The sequence below is a fragment of the Embleya sp. NBC_00888 genome (genome assembly GCF_045207655.1).
In the GTDB taxonomy this organism is placed as follows: Bacteria; Actinomycetota; Actinomycetes; order Streptomycetales; family Streptomycetaceae; genus Embleya.
Map to the genome: position 1 here is coordinate 6,217,535 of NZ_CP108784.1, position 17,933 is coordinate 6,235,467.

Sequence of the window (17,933 nt, forward strand, 5' to 3'; positions counted from 1 at the left end):
TTCAGATGGCCTCCAATTTCAGTACCCGCATCCGAGTCCTCGGCGCGTCGCTTCGGGCCTTCCTGGTGCTCACCGTGATCCTGGGCATCCTGTATCCGCTGTCCATGACCGGCGTCGCGCAGGCGTTCTTCAAGGACAAGGCCGACGGATCGATGGTGAGCGTGAACGGCAGGGACGTCGGCTCCGGCCTGATCGGCCAGTCGTTCGACCTGGTCGACGCGCACGGCAACGCGCGCAAGTTCGACGCGGACGGTCGCGAGGTGATCGCCACGGCGGACGGCGAGGGCTACACCTACCTGCAAGGCGGCGGCGCGCTGACCGCCGAGCAGGCCGAGGGGGTGGGCACGCTGCCCGACCCCAAGTGGTTCCAGCCGCGTCCGTCGGCGTCCAACTACGACGGCCTGGCCTCGGGCGCGTCCAACTACGGCCCCGAGAACCCCGTCTTCGTCAAGCTCATCGCCGACCGCAAGGCGCAGGTCGCCAAGTTCAACGGCGTGGGCGAGGACAAGGTGCCGGTGGACGCGGTCACCGCGAGCGGATCCGGCCTGGACCCGCACATCTCCAAGGCATACGCCCTGCTCCAGGTCGAGCGGGTGGCCAAGGAGCGCGGCGGCCTGGACGAGGCCGAGGTGCGCGCCCTGGTGGACAAGCACGTGGACGGACCCAACGCCGGATTCCTCGGTCAGGACCGGGTGAACGTGCTGAATCTGAACATCGCGCTCGCCAAGCTCGCCGGCTGATCCGGCGCAGTCGTGATGGCCACGGGGGCGGGGTCGGGGAGTGCCGGTGCCGGCACTCCCCGAACCCAGGCAGAGAATGGGTGACATGGCACGCGGCAAGCTCCGGATCTATCTCGGTGCCGCGCCCGGTGTCGGCAAGACCTACGCGATGTTGGGCGAAGGGCAACGTCGGCGCAGGCGCGGCAGCGACGTCGTGGTCGGTTTCGTGGAATGCCACGGCCGGCCCACCACGGAGGAGGCACTGGTAGGTCTGGAGGTCGTCCCCCGGCGGGAGATGACCCACCGAGGCGGCTCGTTCACCGAGATGGACGTGGACGCCGTCATCGCGCGGCGACCCAGGATCGCCCTCGTGGACGAACTGGCGCACACCAACGTGCCCGGTTCGCGCAACGAGAAGCGCTGGCAGGACATCGAGGAGATCCTCGACGCCGGCATCGACGTGATCTCCACGGTCAACGTGCAGCACCTCGAATCGCTCAACGACGTGGTCGAGTCGATCACCGGCGTCCCGCAGCGTGAGACCGTGCCGGACGAGGTGGCCCGCCGGGCCGACCAGATCGAACTGGTCGACATGGCGCCGGAGGCGCTGCGCCGGCGGATGGCGCACGGCAACGTGTACGCGCCGGAGAAGGTGGACGCGGCGCTGTCCAACTACTTCCGGGTCGGCAACCTGACCGCGCTGCGCGAGCTCGCGCTGCTGTGGACCGCCGACCGGGTGGACGAATACCTCCAGCAGTACCGCAGCGAGCACCAGATCGACGCGACCTGGCCGGCGCGGGAGCGGATCGTGGTCGGCCTCACCGGCGGACCGGAGGGCGAGACGCTGCTGCGTCGGGCGGCGCGGATCGCCACCCGCGGCTCCGGCGGCGAGCTGCTCGCGGTGTACGTCTCGCGCAGCGACGGCCTCACCGGCGCCTCGCCCGAGGCGCTGGCCAGGCAGCGCGCGCTGGTCGAATCGCTGGGCGGCACCTTCCACTCGGTGGTCGGCGAGAACGTGCCCACCGCGCTGCTGTCCTTCGCGCGCGGGGTGAACGCGACGCAGATAGTGCTGGGCAGCAGCCGGCGCAAGCCCTGGCAGTACCTGTTCGGCCCGGGTGTGGGCGCCACCGTCGCAGCACAGTCCGGCGACATCGACACGCACATCGTCACGCACGAGCACGCGGGTGTGGGGCGGGTGCTGCGCCCGCTGCGTTCGCCGTTGGGACGCGGGCGGCGGATCGCGTCGTGGGCGGTGGCGGTGATCGGTCCGGCCGCGCTCACGTACACGCTGGACGCGACACGTGACAGTCACGGCCTGTCCACCGAGATGTTGCTGTTCCTGACGGTCACCGTCGCGGTCGCGCTGATCGGCGGGCTGTGGGCGTCGGTGTTGACCGCCGTGGTGTCCTCGATACTGCTCAACTACTACTTCACCCCGCCGCTGCACAACCTGACCATCGACGACCCGGAGAACATGCTCGCGTTGGGCATCTTCGTGCTGGTCGCGCTGTCGGTGGCCTCAGTGGTGGACCTGGCGGCCAGACGCACCCATCAGGCCGCGCGAAGTCAGGCCGAGGCGCAGACGCTGAGCTTCTTGGCGGGCAGTGTGCTGCGCGGCGAGCAGGCGCTGCCGGCGCTGTTGGACCGGGTGCGCGAGACGTTCGCGATGGAGTCGGTGGCGCTGCTCCAACGCGAGGAGCACCACAGTCCGTGGATGTGCGTGGGCAGTGTGGGGCCGCATCCGGCGGTCCGGCCCGAGGACGCGGACGTGGACGTGCCGGTGTCCGACTCGCTGGCGCTGGCGTTGTCGGGCCGGGTGTTGCCCGCCGAGGACCGTCGGGTGCTCGGCGCGTTCGCCGCGCAGGCCGCGGTGGTCCTGGAGCGGCGGCAGTTGGTCGCCGAGGCGGCCCAGGCGCGCCGGCTCAAGGAGGGCAACCGGATCCGCACCGCGCTGCTGGCGGCGGTCTCGCACGACCTGCGCACGCCGCTGGCCACGATCAAGGCCAGCGTGTCCAGTCTGCGGGCCGAGGATGTGAGCTGGTCGGAGGAGGACGAGGCCGAACTGTTGGCGGCGATCGAGTTCGGCGCGGACCGGTTGGACACGCTGATCGGGAACCTGCTGGACATGAGCCGGCTGCAGACCGGGACGGTGACCCCGCTGATGGGCGACATCGGCCTGGACGAGGTGGTGCCGGGCGCGCTGGCCGGTGTCGCCGAGGACCGGGTGGCGCTGGACATCCCCGAGACGCTGCCCGCGGTGTGCGCGGACGCGGGTCTGCTGGAGCGGGTGCTGGCCAACGTGATCGAGAACGCGGTCAAGCACAACCCCGAGGGCCGGCGGGTGCACGTGTCGGCGGGAGCGCTCAAGGACCGGGTCGAGCTGCGGGTCGCCGATCGCGGCCCGGGTGTGCCGGACGAGTCCAAGGAGCGGATCTTCGAGCCGTTCCAACGCTTGGGCGACGCGCCGAAGGGCAATGGGGTGGGACTCGGCCTGGCCGTCGCGCGCGGCTTCGCCGAGGCCATGGACGGCACGTTGATGGCCGAGGACACCCCCGGCGGCGGGCTGACGATGGTGCTGGCGCTGCGGACGGCCGGGTCGCCGGCCGCGGGCGCGGCCGAGGGGCGAACCCCTGCGGCCGAGGAACGAACCACTTTGGAGGAACAACGATGACACGGGTCCTGGTGGTCGACGACGAGCCACAGATCGTGCGGGCCCTGGCCATCAACCTCAAGGCCCGAGGCTACGACGTGGACACCGCGGGGGACGGTACGGCGGCGCTGACCGCCGCCGCCGACCGGCATCCGGACGTGGTGCTGCTGGACCTGGGCCTGCCGGACATCGACGGGGTCGAGGTGATCAAGGGACTGCGCGGCTGGACCCGGATCCCGATCATCGTGTTGTCCGCGCGACACGCGTCGGCGGAGAAGGTGGCCGCGCTGGACGCGGGCGCCGACGACTACGTGACCAAGCCGTTCGGGATGGACGAGTTGCTCGCGCGGCTGCGGGCGGCGGTGCGGCGTGCGGTGCCCGAGGAGGAGGCGCCGGTCGTGGTGACCGACTCGTTCACGGTGGACCTCGCGGCCAAGCGGGTCTCCCGGGACGGCGCCGATGTGCGGCTTACGCCGACCGAGTGGCATCTGTTGGAGGTGCTGGTTCGGCACGCGGGCCGGTTGGTCAGCCAGCGGGCGCTGCTGCAGGAGGTGTGGGGGCCGCAGTACGGGACGGAGACGAACTACCTGCGGGTCTACATGGCGCAGTTGCGGCGCAAGCTGGAACACGACCCTTCGCATCCGCGGCATCTGCTCACCGAGCCGGGGATGGGGTATCGGTTCGAGGGTTAGCGCGTCCGTTGTGCCCGCGTGCGGTCCCGGGTGTCGGTTCGGCCGAGCGGGTCGGGCCCGTCGGCGGGTGATTTCGGGCAGCGGGAGGCGGTGGGTTAGGCGGTACCCTTGCCGGCATGAGTGGTAGCGCAGCCGGGGTGGAGCGTCGGTCCGGGCGATTGCGGCGAATGCTGGATCGGTGGACGTCGACCCATGAGGAATTGCACGCCGAGGAGCTGCTGCACGACACCCAGCGGCTCGGCTGTACCAAGATCGTGGACGTGGTCGAGCGGGATCTGATCACGGTCGGCGGCACGCTGCGGACGGTGACGTTTCGGCCGCGAGCGGGCGTGCCCGCGCTGGAGGCCGAGTTGTACGACGGCTCGGCCGCGTTGTCGGTGGTCTGGCTCGGTCGTCGGCGGATAGCCGGGATAGAGCCGGGGCGGCAGTTGGTCGCCCACGGGCGGGTGAGCACCACTCAGGGGCGGCCCGTCCTGTTCAACCCCAGGTACGAGCTGCGCCCCGTCGGCCGAGAGTGAACGAGTGACCGCCCACATGGAAAAGCCCGCCTCCGACTCGGCCGCCGAGCAGCCTGCCCCCACCGACAGCGCGGCCTCGATGATCGCCGCCTTGGGTGGCGTGCGCGGCATGATCGACATGACCGTGCCGGGGCTGGTCTTCGTGATCGCCTTCACGATCACCCATTCCACCCGGACCGCGGCGATGACCGCCGGCGGTGTCGCGCTGGCGTTCGCCGTGGTGCGGATCGCCCGCCGTGAGACCCTCCAGCACGCACTCGGGGGCTTCCTGGGCGTCGCGGTGGCCGGCTGGATCGCGGTCAAGTCAGGCAAGGCGGAGAACTTCTACGCGGTCGGGATGGTGTTCTCCGGTAGTTACGCGCTCGCGTACCTGATCTCGCTCTTGGTGCGTTGGCCGATCATCGGCGTGGTGCTCGGCCCGGCGCTCGGTGAGAACTTCACGTGGCGACAGATCCCGGCCCGGTACGCGGCGTACCGCAAGGCCACCTGGGTCTGGTTCATCATGTTCGTGCTGAAGATCGTGATCCAGATCCCGATCTACTGGACCGGCAACGTCACCGCGTTGGGCATCGCGAAGGTCGCGCTGGGTGTGCCGCCGTTCCTGGTGGTCTGTTACATCACCTGGCTGATCATGTCGAAGGCGCCGCCGCCGGTGCGAGTCGTCGACGAGGACGACGACGAGGACGACGCGGACGGTGTCGGCGAGCGGTCCGCGGCGGGTGGCGATGCGGTGGACGGCGGTGCGTCGGCGGTGGTCGAGCAGCGCGACGAGCGGCGGGAAGACCGCGTCGCGGATTGAGCGGTGCGGGTGCGGTTCGCGTCCCGGCGCGCTTCCGGTGCGGGTCGGGCGGCCCCGGGGGCGGGCGTGGGCCGATCGATGGGTGGCTCCGCGCCGGCGATCGAGCCCGTTTCTTTTGCGCGGTGCGATCGGCGGCTCCGGTTGCGTGGGACGACCGATGATTCGAGCCGTGTGGCGTGCGCCGGTTGCGGTCGCGAGTTGATCATCGGAGTGATCATTCGATCACCGCATCCCGGTCGATTCCGGAGAATTTGGGCCAGGTGCGGTCCAATCAGCCATTCCCGCATGATCCCGTAACTGGGCGATTAGCGTCCCCGTTAGACCTCCAGTGGACGAAGGAGGCGGGGACGGTGGCCGGAAACGGTGACCTCATCGCATTGGTAGCGGAAGCCGGTTTCTCCCGGCGCGAACTGGCCCGCTGGGTCAACACGGTCGCCGAACGGCGCGGCCTGCACCTCGGGTGCAGCCACACCTCGGTGGCTCGTTGGCTGGAAGGCGCCCAGCCGCGCTGGCCGATTCCCGAACTGTTGGCCGAGGCTCTCGGTCGACGGCTGGGATGCGAACTCACGGTCGCGGACCTCGGGCTGTGCGATCGGCGGCCACCGACCCCCGACCCCTTCGACGGGCTGAACGTCGCCCGGACCGCGGCCGAAGTCAGACACGCCGTGGCCGAATTGTCGGAGAGAGACATGAACCGCCGTACCTTCCTGGCCAACACGGCCTTCGGCGTGGGGGCGTTCGCCGCTCCCGCGTTGTTCTGGTCGACCACGTCCCGGGCCGAGGGCGAGCTCGAGAGACTCACCTCGCACGGGCCCACCACCGTGCGCGACGCCGACGTACTACGCATCCACCAGACCGTCCTGGCCTTTCGTCGACTCGACCGCGCGCAAGGCGGCGGGGATCTGCGGGACACCGTGGTCAACCACCTCAACGGCGTCGCGCGCACCAAGCTGGCCGGCTCCTACGGCGAGGAAGTGGGTCGCCGGTTGTTCCGCGCGGTCGCCGAACTCACCGAACTGGCGGGCTGGTTGTCGTTCGATTCCGGCCGGCACGCGCTCGCCCAGCGCTACCACATCCAGGCGCTGCGGCTCGCGCAGGCGGCCGACGACCCGGCGTACGGGGCGTACGTGATGGCCAACATGGCCTGCCAGGCGGTGTACCTGGGGCACGGCTGGGAGGCGGTGCAACTGGCCCGGGCCGCCGGTCAGGGGGCCGGCGACAAGCTGGGTCCGCGGGCGCGGGCGATCGTGGCCGCGATGGAGGCGCGCGGCTACGCGGCGATGGGCGACCGGCGCGCGTGCGAGCGGGCGATGGGGGTCGCCGAGCGGCATCTGGACGCGGCCGGCGCGATCGAGGACGACCCGTCGTGGTGCAACTACTTCGACGAGTCGGAACTCCAGCACGAGTTCGCGCACAGCCATCGCGACCTCGGCCTGCCGGAGAAGATCCACGGCTTCGCGGGCGAGTCGATCAAACTGCGCCGGGCGGGCGCGTCCCGCCGGTGTGCGCAGGACACCACCTTCATGGCCGCGGCGCACCTGGCCCAGGGCGACCTGGACGCGGCGTGCCTCAAGGCCACCGACGCGTTGCGGATCGCGGGCAATCTGTCCTCCGCGCAGTGCAACGACTTCCTCGCGGACTTCCGCAGGCGGCTGCGCCCGTACGGCAGGGAGCCGATCGCGCGCGCGTTCAGCGAGGAGGCGGACCAGGTCATGGGTGACCTGGCCGCCGCCTGAGCCGTCGTTCGAAGGGCGCCGTCGGTCAGGCCGACAGCAGCTCCTCCAGTTCCTCTTCGCGGTGCGGCGCCGCGACGAACAAGAGTTCGTCGCCGGCCTCGAGCGAGTCGTCCTTGCCGGGTACCAGCACCCGGCCCTCGCGGATGATCGTCACGAGCGCCGTGTCCTCGGGCCACGCCACGTCACCGACGCGCGTGCCGACGAGGGCGGCGTCGCCCGGAAGGGTCAGCTCGACCAGGTTGGCGTCGCCCTGGCTGAACCGCATCAGGCGGACCAGGTCGCCGACGCTGACCGCCTCTTCGACCAGTGCCGACATCAGGCGCGGCGTGGACACCGCGACGTCCACGCCCCACGCCTCGTTGAACAGCCACTCGTTCTTCGGGTTGTTCACCCGGGCGACCACGCGCGGGACGCCGTACTCGGTCTTGGCCAGCAGCGAGACGACCAGGTTGACCTTGTCGTCGCCGGTCGCGGCGATCACCACGTTGCAGCGCTGTAGCGCGGCCTCGTCGAGCGAGGAGATCTCACACGCGTCGGCGAGCAGCCACTCGGCCTGCGGCACGCTGTCCACCTTGATGGCGTCCGGTGCCTTGTCGACGAGCAGGACCTCGTGGCCGTTCTCCAACAACTCGGCCGCGATCGAGCGACCCACCGCACCCGCGCCCGCGATTGCGACCCGCATCAGCTCTCCTCCGGCGCTTTCTCGAAGGCCGCCTCGACGGCGGCCACATCCGCCTGGTGCATGACCACGTGCACGAGGTCGCCCTCCTGGATCACGCTCTCGGAGGTCGGCAGGATGCCTTCGCCCAAACGGGTGATGAAGGCGACGCGCGCGCCCGACGCCTGTTCGAGCCGGGTGATCCGGTGGCCCACCCACGTCGAGCTCACGTGCACCTCGGCAAGCTGCACGCTCCCGGACGGGTCGCGCCACAGCGGCTCGGCGCCGCTGGGCAGCAGCCGGCGCAACATCTGGTCCGCGGTCCAGCGGACCGTGGCCACCGTCGGGATGCCCAGGCGTTCGTACACCTCGGCGCGCCGAGGGTCATAGATTCGCGCGGCCACGTTCTCCACGCCGAACGTCTCGCGGGCTACCCGCGCCGCGATGATGTTCGAGTTGTCACCGCTGCTGACCGCCGCGAACGCGCCGGCCTCTTCTATACCGGCCTCGCGCAGGGTGTCCTGGTCGAAACCGATGCCCTTGATCCGGCGGCCGGAGAAGTGCGACCCCAGGCGGCGGAACGAGGAGGGATCGCGGTCGATGACCGCCACCGAATGCCCCAGTTCCTCGAGCGTCTGGGCCAGCGTGGATCCCACGCGCCCGCAGCCCATGATGACGATGTGCACGGCCGTCCTTCCGGATTTGGTCCGTTGTGCCCGGTCTGATGCTCGTTTGTGGTGTTACCAGGGTGGCAGACCTCGCCGAGACGTTACACGTGGGAGCCTTGCGGCATGCCCCCGGCCCGGCGAAAGTCGATGGGCTTACGATCACCTGCGTGTCAAGACTGACCGATCTGTCCAAACGCATCCTTGTCGGCCGAGCCCTGCGCAGCGACAAGCTGTCCGAGACGCTCCTGCCGAAGCGCATCGCGCTGCCCATTTTCGCCTCCGACGCACTGTCCTCCGTCGCCTACGCGCCGGACGAGATCCTGCTCACCCTTTCCATGGCGGGAATGGCGACCTACCACTTCTCGTGGAAGGTCGGTCTGGCCGTCGTCGTGGTCATGCTGACCGTCGTCGCCTCCTACCGTCAGAACGTGCACGCCTACCCCAGCGGCGGCGGTGACTACGAGGTCGCGAGCGTCAACCTGGGTCCCAACGCCGGTTTGACGGTCGGCAGCGCGCTGCTCGTCGACTATGTGCTGACGGTGGCGGTGTCGGTCTCCTCCGGGGTGGCGAACATGGCCTCCGCGGTGCCCGCATTGCAATCACACAAGGTGCTGTTGGCGGTCGGTCTGGTGCTGCTGCTGATGGCGATGAACCTGCGCGGCGTCCGGGAGTCGGGCAAGCTCTTCGCGGTTCCCACCTACGCGTTCATGGCCGCCATTCTGGGGATGACCCTGTTCGGCCTGATCCGCGGCGCCACCGGCGCGGACATGGAGGCCGAGAGCGCCGGCTTCCACATCGAGGCCGAGGACAGCTTCAGCGGCTTCGCGCTCGTGTTCCTGCTGCTGCGTACCTTCTCCTCCGGTTGTGCGGCGCTGACCGGTGTCGAGGCGATCAGCAACGGCGTGCCGGCCTTCCGCAAGCCCAAGAGCAAGAACGCGGCCTCCACGCTGCTGCTGATGGGCACCATCTCGGTGACCATGCTGATGGGCATGCTGGCGCTGGCGAACATGACGAAGGTGCGGTTCGCGGAGGACCCGGCCAGTCAGATCCAGGGGGCGCCGGCCGACTACGAGCAGAAGACCGTGGTGGCCCAGGTCGCCGACGCGGTCTTCGGCGGCACGTTCGCGTCGCCGCTGTTCTACCTCGTGCTCGCGGTCACCGGCCTGATCCTGATCCTGGCCGCGAACACCGCGTTCAACGGCTTCCCGGTGCTCGGCTCGATCCTGGCCCAGGACCGCTACCTGCCCCGGCAACTGCACACGCGCGGCGACCGGCTCGCCTTCAGCAACGGCATCATCATGCTGGCCGCGTTCGCGATCGTGCTGATCATCGCCTTCGACGCCGAGCCCACCAAGCTGATCCAGCTCTACGTCGTCGGCGTCTTCGTGTCCTTCACGATGAGCCAGGCGGGCATGATCCGGCACTGGACCCGGCACCTGAAGACCGAGACCGAGCCGGCCGCGCGCGGTCGGATGATGCGCAGCCGGGTGATCAACGCGTTCGGTCTGTTCATGACCGGCACGGTGCTGGTGATCGTGCTGGTGACCAAGTTCGCCCAAGGCGCCTGGATCGCGATAGCGGCGATGGGCGTGCTGTTCCTGCTGATGAAGCAGATCCGCCGGCACTACGACCGGGTCGCCGCCGAACTCGCGGCGGTCGAGATCGACGACACCAAGCTGCCCTCGCGCGTGCACGCGATCGTGCTGGTGTCCAAGCTGCACAAGCCGTCGCTGCGGGCCCTGGCATACGCGCGCTACTCGCGGCCCAACGTGGTCGAGGCGGTCACCGTCAACGTCGACCCGGCCGAGACCGAGGCGCTGCGGCGGGAGTGGGACGAGCGCGGGATAGAGGTGCCGCTCAAGGTGCTCGACTCGCCGTATCGCGAGATCACCCGCCCGGTGATCGAGTACGTGAAGTCGGTGCGCCGGTCCAGCCCGCGCGACGTGGTGAACGTGTACATCCCCGAGTACGTGGTCGGGCGCTGGTACGAGCAGATCCTGCACAACCAGAGCGCGCTGCGGCTCAAGGGCCGACTGCTGTTCACGCCGGGGGTCATGGTGACCTCGGTGCCGTGGCAGTTGGAGTCGTCCGAGCGGCTCAAGGAGCCGAAGGCGTGGGTCGCCCCCGGTTCGGTACGGCGCGGACCGGCGCGCACGCCGCGTGCCGGGGACGGTCGGCGGGGGTCGGGCGGGACGGCCGGCTCGGGCGGACCGACCAAGTCGGGCGGGCCGGGCGGAGCGGGCGGAGCGCCCCGGCCGGACGGGTCGGCGGGGGAGTCGGGATCGGGGTCGGGCTCCTGAGTCGGCTCGTGCGGGCCGGTTGATCCGGGGCATGGTCGTGGGGCACGACGGTGGGCGCGGGTTCTTCGGGTAGGGACTACCCTGGGACCGCGCCCACTGCCGTGAGGCGCTTTCTTTGTGTCGTCGTGTCGTCCCCGGGCGTCGCCGTCAGGCGCCGCCGGCCGAGGGATCACCGAAACTCTTGTCGATGTCTGTGCGAGCTGAGCTGTATGAGGAGTGCCGTGCCTGTCGGATCGACCACCCCCGAATCGGACCAGTCCCTGCGGGGTGAGCGGTACGAGGTCGAGATCGGCCCGGTCGCTCACGGTGGGCACTGCGTGGCCCGCCACGAGGGCCGCGTCATCTTCGTCCGGCACGGGCTCCCGGGCGAGCGGGCCGTCGTGGAGATCACCGACGGCGGGCCCGCGTCGCGCTTCCTGCGTGGTGACGTGGTCGAGGTGCTGGCCGCTTCGCCGGACCGGATCACCCCCGCGTGCCCGGTGGCCGGTCCCGGTATGTGCGGCGGCTGCGACTGGCAGCACGCCACGCCCGCCGCGCAGCGCCGGCTCAAGGCGGACGTGGTGGCCGAGCAGTTGTCGCGGCTGGGCAAGGTCGACGTACACGTCGAGGTCGAGGGCGTGGACAGCCCGCCAGGGATGCCCGAGGGCCTCGGCTGGCGAACGCGCGTGCAGTTCACCGTGGACCCGGCGACCGGCCGCGCGGGGCTGCGCAAGCACCGCTCGCACGACGTGCAGCCGATCGACTCCTGCCCGATCGCGGCGCCCGGCGTCGAGGAACTGGGCATCGAGGCGCACGAGTGGCCCGGTGTGGCCTCGGTCGAGGCGATCTCGGCGACCGGCTCGCTGGATCGCGCGGTCACCGTGGTGCCCGCCGAGGGCGCGGACGGGCGGATGCCGATCGTCGAGCTGAACCGCGCGGTGTCGGTGTTCCGGGCCGACGACAAGGGCCGGGTACGCAAGGTGCACGGCCGACCGGCGGTGCGCGAGGTGGCCGCGGGACGGACCTGGAAGGTCTCGGCGGGCGGCTTCTGGCAGGTGCACCCGGCCGCGGCCGACGTGCTCGTGCAGGCCGTCGTGGAAGGGCTGGAGCCGCGACCGGGCGACCTGGCACTCGACCTGTACTGCGGCGTCGGCCTGTTCGCGGGCGCGATCTCCGAGCGGCTCGCGGACAGCGACACGATCATCGGGATCGAGAGCTCCAAGCAGGCGGTCGAGGACGCGATCCACAACCTTCGGGACGTGCCGGGCGCGCGGTTCGAGACCGGCACGGTGGAGAAGGTGCTGAGCCGACCGGGCTTCCTGCGCCGGGCCGACATCGTGGTGCTGGACCCGCCGCGCGCGGGTGCGGGCAAGGCGGTCGTCGAGCGGATCGCGCGGCTGACGCCGCGACGGGTCGCGTATGTGGCCTGCGACCCGGCGGCGCTGGCGCGCGACGTGGCGTACTTCGCGGGTGTCGGGTTCAAGCTGCGGTCGGTGCGGTCGTTCGATTTGTTCCCGAACACGCATCACGTGGAGTCGGTGGCGATTCTGGAGCCGGCGCCGCGTGCGGCGAAGCGGGACGGTGGGCGCGGGCGGCGGTGATCGGCCGTGGGGTGGTGGGGGTTGGTCGTGGGTGTGTGTGGGTGTGTGTGGGTGTGTGTGGGTGTTGGTAGTAGGTAGGTAGGTGTAGGTGTTTGGTGCAGGGCCGTCCCGGTTTGGTCGGGGCGGCCCTTTCGTGTGTTCGGGTGTGGGGCTGGGTTGGGTTGAGTTGGGTTGCGACGGGGCTGGGTTAGGCCGGTGGCGGTGCCTGGGGCGGCGGTGGGGTGGTCCACCAGTCTTCGGCCGGATGGGTTGCGTAGCGGGTGCCGGGGCGGGTGCGGGGGGTTGGGGTGGCGGGGGTGCCGGCTGTGGTGGGGGCGGTCACCCACGTGGGGGACGTGGGGATGGCGGGGGTGCCGTTGTGGGCGGTGCCGCCGACGAGGTTGGGGACGGGGGCGGAGTGCGCGGCGTCGTGGGTGCTTGCCGGGCCGTCGTTGTTGCCGCTGCCGTCGCCGCGTAGGCCGGGTGCGATCCGGATGCCGGTCACCGGGGCGACCGGGGTCGAGGGTGATGGCGCGGTGTGTTGGAGGTGTGGACCGATTCCGGCCGGGCGCACCGGGCGGGGCTCGTGGGGCAGCGGGGTGCCGACGACGGGCGGGGCCGGTGGGGCGGGCGGGTATGGGGGTGCGGCGCAGGTGCTCGGGGGTGGCGGGAGGGGTGGAACGGGAGCGGATGCGGACGCGGGTGGGGGTGGGACGTCGGGCGGTGGTGGGGGCGGCGTCGTGGTGGCCATGCAGGTGGCCAGTGGAGTGGTCGGCGGAGTCGGCGGAGTCGGCGGGGGTGGTGGGGGCGGCGTGGTCGTCGAGGTCGTCGACGTCGTTGTGGTCGGTGGCAGCGTCGAGGGGGCCTCGGGAGTCGGAGGCTCGGGAGGCTCGCACGAGGCCGTTGTGGCGGCGGGTGGCGGGGGTGTGGTCTCGTCCGGCGCAGCTGTCGGGATGGAGTCGGCTGCGGGGGCGATGGGGTCGCTGCCGGTGGGTTCGGGAGTAGTGGAGTCCGGAGTGGCGGGATCGGGAGTAGCGGGATCGGTGGTGGCCGGGGTGGTGGCCGCTGTGCATGGGCGGGGTGAGGTCCGGTCGGTGATGTCGGTGATGTCGGTGGTCGTGGTCGCGCTCGATGGTGTGGGTTTCGGTGCGTCGGCGGGGCTCGGTGGGTCGGGCAGGGCGCACAGGCGGTCGCCGAGGTCGCGATACACGTCCTCCAGGCGCGTGGCGGCGGCTGGCGCGGCCGTCGGGTCGGACGCGTGCTCCTGAGCCAGGGCCAGGGCTTGGGCCGCCGCGCCGAGGTGCTCGTGCAGGGCGGTGCCCTGGGCGGCGAGTCGATCGGCGGCGTCGGCCAGGGCGTGGCAGCGGGCGGTGAATCGCTCGGCGCCGCCACCGGTCCAGATCCGCGCGCCGTGCCGGGCGGTCTCGGCGAGCGCGTCCCTCAGTTCGGCCAGTCGGGCGGCGGCCAGGCGCCAACCGTCGGCCGCGGCGCCGACCTCACCGGGCCGGGCCGCGTGGATCGCCGCGTACGCTTCCACGGCGTCGGGGGCGGTCATCGCGGCGCCATCGTGCGCAGCAGTGTGCCGACCTCGGCCTCGGTGTCGGTGAACCGGTCGGCGGTGCGGCCGAGTTCGACCCGGGTCGCGGCCAACTCGGCGCGGATTTCGGTCAGGAGGTCCACCATCCGGGCCGAGGCGCGGCGGTGCCGGTCGCTCAGCTCGGCGGCGCCCGGGAGCGAGCCCAGGGCGTCGGTGCCCAGTGCGGTGTCGGCCGCGACCCGGGCGGGTTCGGCGAAGCAGCCGCGCGCGAGGTAGTCGGTGCCGATGTTGTGCAAACGCCGGACCAGACCGTGCAGTTCGCCGGTGTCGACGGTGTAGCCCGCCGTGCCGTCGCCGTCGGTGCGGGACATGCCACCACCCCCTGATGTGTGTTCGTGCCGTGTGCTCGATCGCCGGTCGCCCTCGGGCGCGGGCCGGCCGGAACGCGGTGCTCGGTCGGGAATCGATCGAGGCACCCTCCCGGGAAACGATCAGGTTGGCACACGGTCACTCTGCGTGCCGAAGTCCTGTGGACAACCGGGGGAGTACGTCACTCCGGAGAGTGAAACCGCGCCAAAATCCGCTTGGTTGTCCACAGATTGTTCAGTGACGGGCGATTCGTCCGTCCCTCGGGCGCAACCTGGAGGCGTCGTGAACACACCGGACCGACACCAGGCGAGCCGGACGAGCACCGCACGAGGGAGCGATCATGCACACCATTGAGACCTTCGCCGAACTGGACGACGAACTGGCCACCGTCGATTCCACGCCACGCGCGCTGGCCGCCGTCGCCCTCGCGCTGCACACCGTGCAGGAGGTGGTGCACGCCTGGAGCGGCAAGCCGGACCGGGGCGGCTGCCTGTGTCGGGTCGCCGACGAACTCGGCGACGCCCGGGAGATCGTCGCCCGGATCGTGGGTCCGGACGCCGACACGGTGGTTCCGCTGCCCGGCGGCGATCCGGCGAGTGTGCCGATCGCGGGCGCCGCCCGAGTGCTCGGGCGAGTGGCCAAGGTGCTCACGCTCCTGGCTCGGCAAGGAGTGGCGGACAACCCCTGCGGGGACTGGGCGCGGCTCGAGCCCGCCGAGCGCCGGGCCTGCGCGGCGGCCTGGGCGATTGTCTTTCGCAATCTGGTCCGGCTGCGCGCGGCCGAGGAGACCGCGACCTGGTCGGGCCGACCACATCGGCACGCCCCCGCGATCCCGCCACGCCGGCGGCGCGGTTCGGCGCACGTGCTGCCCTTCCCCGCGCGGCTCGCGTGATCGCGTCCCGCGCGCCGAGGCCGCACCGTCTCCGTGCGGTGCGTTCGCTCGGGGCGCGTGCGGTGCGCCTGCTCGGCTTCCGTGTGCTGCGCGGGGTCGGCTCCCGTGCGACTCGCGCGCTCGGGAGAGGATGGGCGTATGGATCTTCGAATCTTCACCGAACCTCAGCAGGGCGCGACCTACGACACGCTGCTGACCGTGGCCAAGGCCACCGAAGACCTCGGCTTCGGGGCCTTCTTCCGCTCGGACCACTACCTGCACATGAGTGGCGACGGCCTGCCCGGTCCCACCGACGCGTGGATCACCCTGGCCGGACTGGCCCGGGAGACCAAGCGCATCCGACTGGGCACGCTGATGACGGCGGCGACCTTCCGCCTGCCCGGCGTGCTCGCGATCCAGGTCGCGCAGGTCGACGCGATGTCCGGGGGCCGGGTCGAACTGGGCATCGGCGCGGGCTGGTTCGAACAGGAGCACACCGCTTACGGGATCCCGTTCCCGCGCGAGAGGTTCGGGCGGCTCGAGGAGCAGTTGGACATCCTGACCGGGCTCTGGGACACCCCGGTCGGCGACACCTTCCGCTACGACGGGCGGCACTACTCGCTGGCCGACTCGCCCGCGCTGCCCAAGTCCGCGCAGCACCCGCACCCGCCGATCCTGATCGGCGGCTTCGGCGCCAAGCGCACGCCGGCGCTGGCCGCCCGCTTCGCGAACGAGTTCAACTTCCCGTTCGGGTCGGTGGACACCAGCGCGCAGCAGTTCGAGCGGGTCCGGGGCGCGCTGATCGAGCACGGCCGCGAGGCGGAGGACATGGTCTTCTCGAACGCGCTGGTGGCCTGCGTGGGCAAGGACGACGCCGAGGTGGCCCGACGCGCCGGGGTGATCGGCCGCGAACCCGCCGAGCTCCGGGAGAACGGCCTCGCCGGTTCACCGGGCGAAGTGGTGGACAAGATAGGCCGGTTCGCCGAGATCGGCTCGACCCGGATCTACTTCCAGATCCTGGACCTGGACGACCTGGACCACCTGGAGTTGATCGCGTCGGAGGTGATGACCCAGCTCGGCGGCTGAACCGGCGAACCGAGGGTGAACGGGACGCCCAGGGGCACCGGGGACCCCGGGAGACCCGGAGGGAACGGGAAAGGGCTCTGTCGCAGCCCGTGCGCTGCGACAGAGCCCCTCTTCTCACCCCACCGCCCCCAGTGCCACAGCGGGCGGCCGTTCGGTGTGCTCCCCCGTCGTCAGGGGGTCGCGGGAGTGTCCTCGTCGCCGTCGCCGAAGGTACCGCTGCCCGCGAGCAGCGCGCTGCGGGTGCCGCGTGCGCGGTACCACATGACGCCGCCGATCATCAGGAGCGTGCCGCCGGCGGTGCCGAGCAGGCGCGGGTCCAGCAGGCTTCCGGTGCGCGCGAGGCTACCGCCGCCACCTCCGTTGCCGCTGCCGGCGGAGGTACCGGAACTGGTGCCGGAGGCCGTTCCGGTGGTCGTGCCGGTCGTGGTGCCCGTCGTTGTTCCGGTCGTGGTGCCGGTGGTGGTACCCGTGGTCGTTCCGGTGGTGTCACCGGCCGTGGTGCCGGTGGTGGTCCCGGTGGTCGTGCCGGTGGTGGTGCCCGTGGTGGTACCGGTCGTGGTGCCCGTCGTGGTGCCGGTGGTCGATCCGTTGGTGGCTCCGGCGTGCACGAGCGTGATCTTGAAGGGCCGTTCGACCTTGGGCCCGGTCTCGGACGCGGTGACCGTCAGGACGTAGTCGCCGTCGGTCCACGTGGCCGCGGTCCGCGGGAAGACGGAGCGGACCGCGGTGAAGAGACCTTGTGCGTCCGTCCGGTCCGAGGCCAGATCGACCGAAGGGAAGGTTGTGTCGTTCTTCTTGGTGACCGTGGCCTTGAACGGGACGCTCGCGGGGAAGTTCGTCAACGAGAGCGAGTAGTTGACCTCGACGCCGGCCGCGTCGGGAATCTTGATCTCCTCGTCGAAGCCCACGGTCGGGACGACCGTGGCCACCACCTTCCAGGTGGTCCCCTCGAGCTTCAGGTTGACCCGCGCGAGGTCGTTCGCCACCACCGTGCCGGCGTCATCCAGGCACTGGGCCCGGACGCGGTAGTCACCGGCCGCCCCGTTCGGGTTGATCGGCTTCGGCGTAATCGCCGGCTTGCGGTCCGCCGGCAGCGGCTGCGGGGAGAATCCGCCGATGCGAATCTCGGAGCCGCCCCCGGGAGGAGTCATGATGAACAGGAACTTGGTCGCTGCTTGAGGACACGCCTTCGCGGCGGTGATGCTCGCCCGCGCCCCCAACTCACCGCTCGTGGGATCGAGAACGAGCGTCTCGTTTTCGCCGGTCGGGGGCGTCGTCGTCGGCGGCGCGGTGGTCGGCGGCTCGGAGGTGGGCGGAGCGGCCACGCTCCACGTCTTGCCGTCCGGTCCGTCCGCCGTGGTGATGTCGACCGACGCGGGTTCACTCAGCAACTCGCCGAGTTCGCTGACACACTGCGCGGTCATCTTGAAGGTGCCCGTGAGATCGGTCGCCGCCAGGAACAACCGGATCGGCGCGGTGCGGTCGGGGATGCGATCGGCGGGAAGCGGATCGCCGGTCTCGCCCCCGATCAGACGCGGCGTCGTGAGTGTGCCCCCGGACACGGTCCACCGGAAGTTGACGGCCGGTTCCGCACAGGGCACCGTCGCCTTCATCGTGACCTTGGTATCGATCTTGCCGGTGCCCGGAGCGACGACGATCGTCGGTGTCGGGGAGCCGGAGTCGGCTGCCGCCGCGAGCGTCGGCATGGCCGACATTACGAGCAGCCCGGCTCCGCACGATGCCAGCACGCGCGCGAGTCTTAGGCTCATCT

The 17,933-nt window shown here is 71.0% G+C and carries 15 protein-coding genes; 10 read left to right on the plus strand and 5 right to left on the minus strand.

The genetic code is table 11. The annotated features are described in order from the left end of the window. Positions 1 to 5 precede the first annotated feature (5 nt). The 6 genes from OG948_RS26600 to OG948_RS26625 all read left to right on the plus strand — a co-directional run bounded on the left by OG948_RS26600 (position 6) and on the right by OG948_RS26625 (position 7,114). Entirely contained in the window at positions 6 to 740 is a 735-nt protein-coding gene (locus tag OG948_RS26600) for a potassium-transporting ATPase subunit C (RefSeq protein WP_406298856.1), read from the plus strand. 85 nt (positions 741 to 825) lie between these two features. Next, entirely contained in the window at positions 826 to 3,390 is a 2,565-nt protein-coding gene (locus OG948_RS26605) for a DUF4118 domain-containing protein (protein ID WP_406298857.1), read from the plus strand. Beyond that, positions 3,387 to 4,061 (plus strand): response regulator, encoded by a 675-nt coding sequence (locus OG948_RS26610; RefSeq protein ID WP_078974940.1) that lies wholly within the window; start codon positions 3,387 to 3,389, stop codon positions 4,059 to 4,061. Before OG948_RS26605 ends, OG948_RS26610 begins: the two co-directional genes overlap by 4 nt. Positions 4,062 to 4,177: 116 nt before the next feature. Continuing rightward, a complete protein-coding gene (locus OG948_RS26615) occupies positions 4,178 to 4,579 on the plus strand; it encodes an OB-fold nucleic acid binding domain-containing protein (RefSeq protein WP_395859852.1) in 402 nt (133 codons plus the stop codon). A gap of 4 nt (positions 4,580 to 4,583) precedes the next feature. Next, positions 4,584 to 5,378 (plus strand): DUF3159 domain-containing protein, encoded by a 795-nt coding sequence (locus OG948_RS26620; RefSeq protein WP_406298858.1) that lies wholly within the window; start codon positions 4,584 to 4,586, stop codon positions 5,376 to 5,378. Between the two features lie 350 nt (positions 5,379 to 5,728). After that, positions 5,729 to 7,114, plus strand: a complete 1,386-nt coding sequence (locus OG948_RS26625; protein WP_406298859.1) for a hypothetical protein — start codon at positions 5,729 to 5,731, stop codon at positions 7,112 to 7,114. A 25-nt stretch (positions 7,115 to 7,139) separates the two neighbouring features. On the opposite strand, the gene OG948_RS26630 is transcribed toward OG948_RS26625, so the two are convergent. After that, positions 7,140 to 7,796 (minus strand): TrkA family potassium uptake protein, encoded by a 657-nt coding sequence (locus tag OG948_RS26630; protein WP_078974936.1) that lies wholly within the window; start codon positions 7,794 to 7,796, stop codon positions 7,140 to 7,142. After that, complete coding sequence (locus OG948_RS26635; RefSeq protein WP_406298860.1) at positions 7,796 to 8,458, minus strand: NAD-binding protein; 663 nt, start codon at positions 8,456 to 8,458, stop codon at positions 7,796 to 7,798. The genes OG948_RS26630 and OG948_RS26635 overlap by 1 nt, the downstream gene beginning before the upstream one ends. A gap of 149 nt (positions 8,459 to 8,607) precedes the next feature. Between OG948_RS26635 and OG948_RS26640 the strand changes: the two genes are divergently transcribed. Both OG948_RS26640 and OG948_RS26645 read left to right on the plus strand, forming a co-directional pair. Next, a complete protein-coding gene (locus OG948_RS26640; protein ID WP_406298861.1) occupies positions 8,608 to 10,740 on the plus strand; it encodes an APC family permease in 2,133 nt (710 codons plus the stop codon). 209 nt (positions 10,741 to 10,949) lie between these two features. Next, the gene (locus OG948_RS26645) at positions 10,950 to 12,320 is read left to right on the plus strand and encodes a class I SAM-dependent RNA methyltransferase (protein ID WP_406298862.1); all 1,371 of its coding nucleotides are present in this window, start codon (positions 10,950 to 10,952) and stop codon (positions 12,318 to 12,320) included. Positions 12,321 to 12,507: 187 nt separating this feature from the next. Here OG948_RS26645 and OG948_RS26650 read toward each other — a convergent pair whose 3' ends face one another. Both OG948_RS26650 and OG948_RS26655 read right to left on the minus strand, forming a co-directional pair. Continuing rightward, entirely contained in the window at positions 12,508 to 13,854 is a 1,347-nt protein-coding gene (locus OG948_RS26650; protein ID WP_406298863.1) for a hypothetical protein, read from the minus strand. Further along, positions 13,851 to 14,207 (minus strand): hypothetical protein, encoded by a 357-nt coding sequence (locus OG948_RS26655; protein WP_406298864.1) that lies wholly within the window; start codon positions 14,205 to 14,207, stop codon positions 13,851 to 13,853. The genes OG948_RS26650 and OG948_RS26655 overlap by 4 nt, the downstream gene beginning before the upstream one ends. Before the next feature lie 338 nt (positions 14,208 to 14,545). Between OG948_RS26655 and OG948_RS26660 the strand changes: the two genes are divergently transcribed. Together OG948_RS26660 and OG948_RS26665 are read left to right on the plus strand one after the other, a co-directional pair. Then, positions 14,546 to 15,097: a hypothetical protein gene (locus OG948_RS26660; protein WP_406298865.1), complete on the plus strand. Its 552-nt coding sequence runs from the start codon at positions 14,546 to 14,548 to the stop codon at positions 15,095 to 15,097. Between the two features lie 138 nt (positions 15,098 to 15,235). Continuing rightward, positions 15,236 to 16,162, plus strand: a complete 927-nt coding sequence (locus OG948_RS26665; RefSeq protein WP_406298866.1) for an LLM class F420-dependent oxidoreductase — start codon at positions 15,236 to 15,238, stop codon at positions 16,160 to 16,162. A 170-nt stretch (positions 16,163 to 16,332) separates the two neighbouring features. On the opposite strand, the gene OG948_RS26670 is transcribed toward OG948_RS26665, so the two are convergent. Beyond that, the gene (locus OG948_RS26670; RefSeq protein ID WP_406298867.1) at positions 16,333 to 17,868 is read right to left on the minus strand and encodes a hypothetical protein; all 1,536 of its coding nucleotides are present in this window, start codon (positions 17,866 to 17,868) and stop codon (positions 16,333 to 16,335) included. Positions 17,869 to 17,933 lie beyond the last annotated feature (65 nt).

Bases quoted from the DNA above. Each gene is read 5' to 3' on its own strand.
- OG948_RS26665 (WP_406298866.1), top strand. From the start codon at position 15,236: ATGGATCTTCGAATCTTCACCGAACCTCAGCAGGGCGCGACCTACGAC.
- OG948_RS26615 (WP_395859852.1), top strand. From the start codon at position 4,178: ATGAGTGGTAGCGCAGCCGGGGTGGAGCGTCGGTCCGGGCGATTGCGG.
- OG948_RS26650 (WP_406298863.1), bottom strand. From the start codon at position 13,854: ATGACCGCCCCCGACGCCGTGGAAGCGTACGCGGCGATCCACGCGGCC.
- OG948_RS26600 (WP_406298856.1), top strand. From the start codon at position 6: ATGGCCTCCAATTTCAGTACCCGCATCCGAGTCCTCGGCGCGTCGCTT.
- OG948_RS26605 (WP_406298857.1), top strand. From the start codon at position 826: ATGGCACGCGGCAAGCTCCGGATCTATCTCGGTGCCGCGCCCGGTGTC.
- OG948_RS26655 (WP_406298864.1), bottom strand. From the start codon at position 14,207: ATGTCCCGCACCGACGGCGACGGCACGGCGGGCTACACCGTCGACACC.
- OG948_RS26645 (WP_406298862.1), top strand. From the start codon at position 10,950: ATGAGGAGTGCCGTGCCTGTCGGATCGACCACCCCCGAATCGGACCAG.
- OG948_RS26670 (WP_406298867.1), bottom strand. From the start codon at position 17,868: ATGCCGACGCTCGCGGCGGCAGCCGACTCCGGCTCCCCGACACCGACG.
- OG948_RS26630 (WP_078974936.1), bottom strand. From the start codon at position 7,796: ATGCGGGTCGCAATCGCGGGCGCGGGTGCGGTGGGTCGCTCGATCGCG.
- OG948_RS26610 (WP_078974940.1), top strand. From the start codon at position 3,387: ATGACACGGGTCCTGGTGGTCGACGACGAGCCACAGATCGTGCGGGCC.
- OG948_RS26660 (WP_406298865.1), top strand. From the start codon at position 14,546: ATGCACACCATTGAGACCTTCGCCGAACTGGACGACGAACTGGCCACC.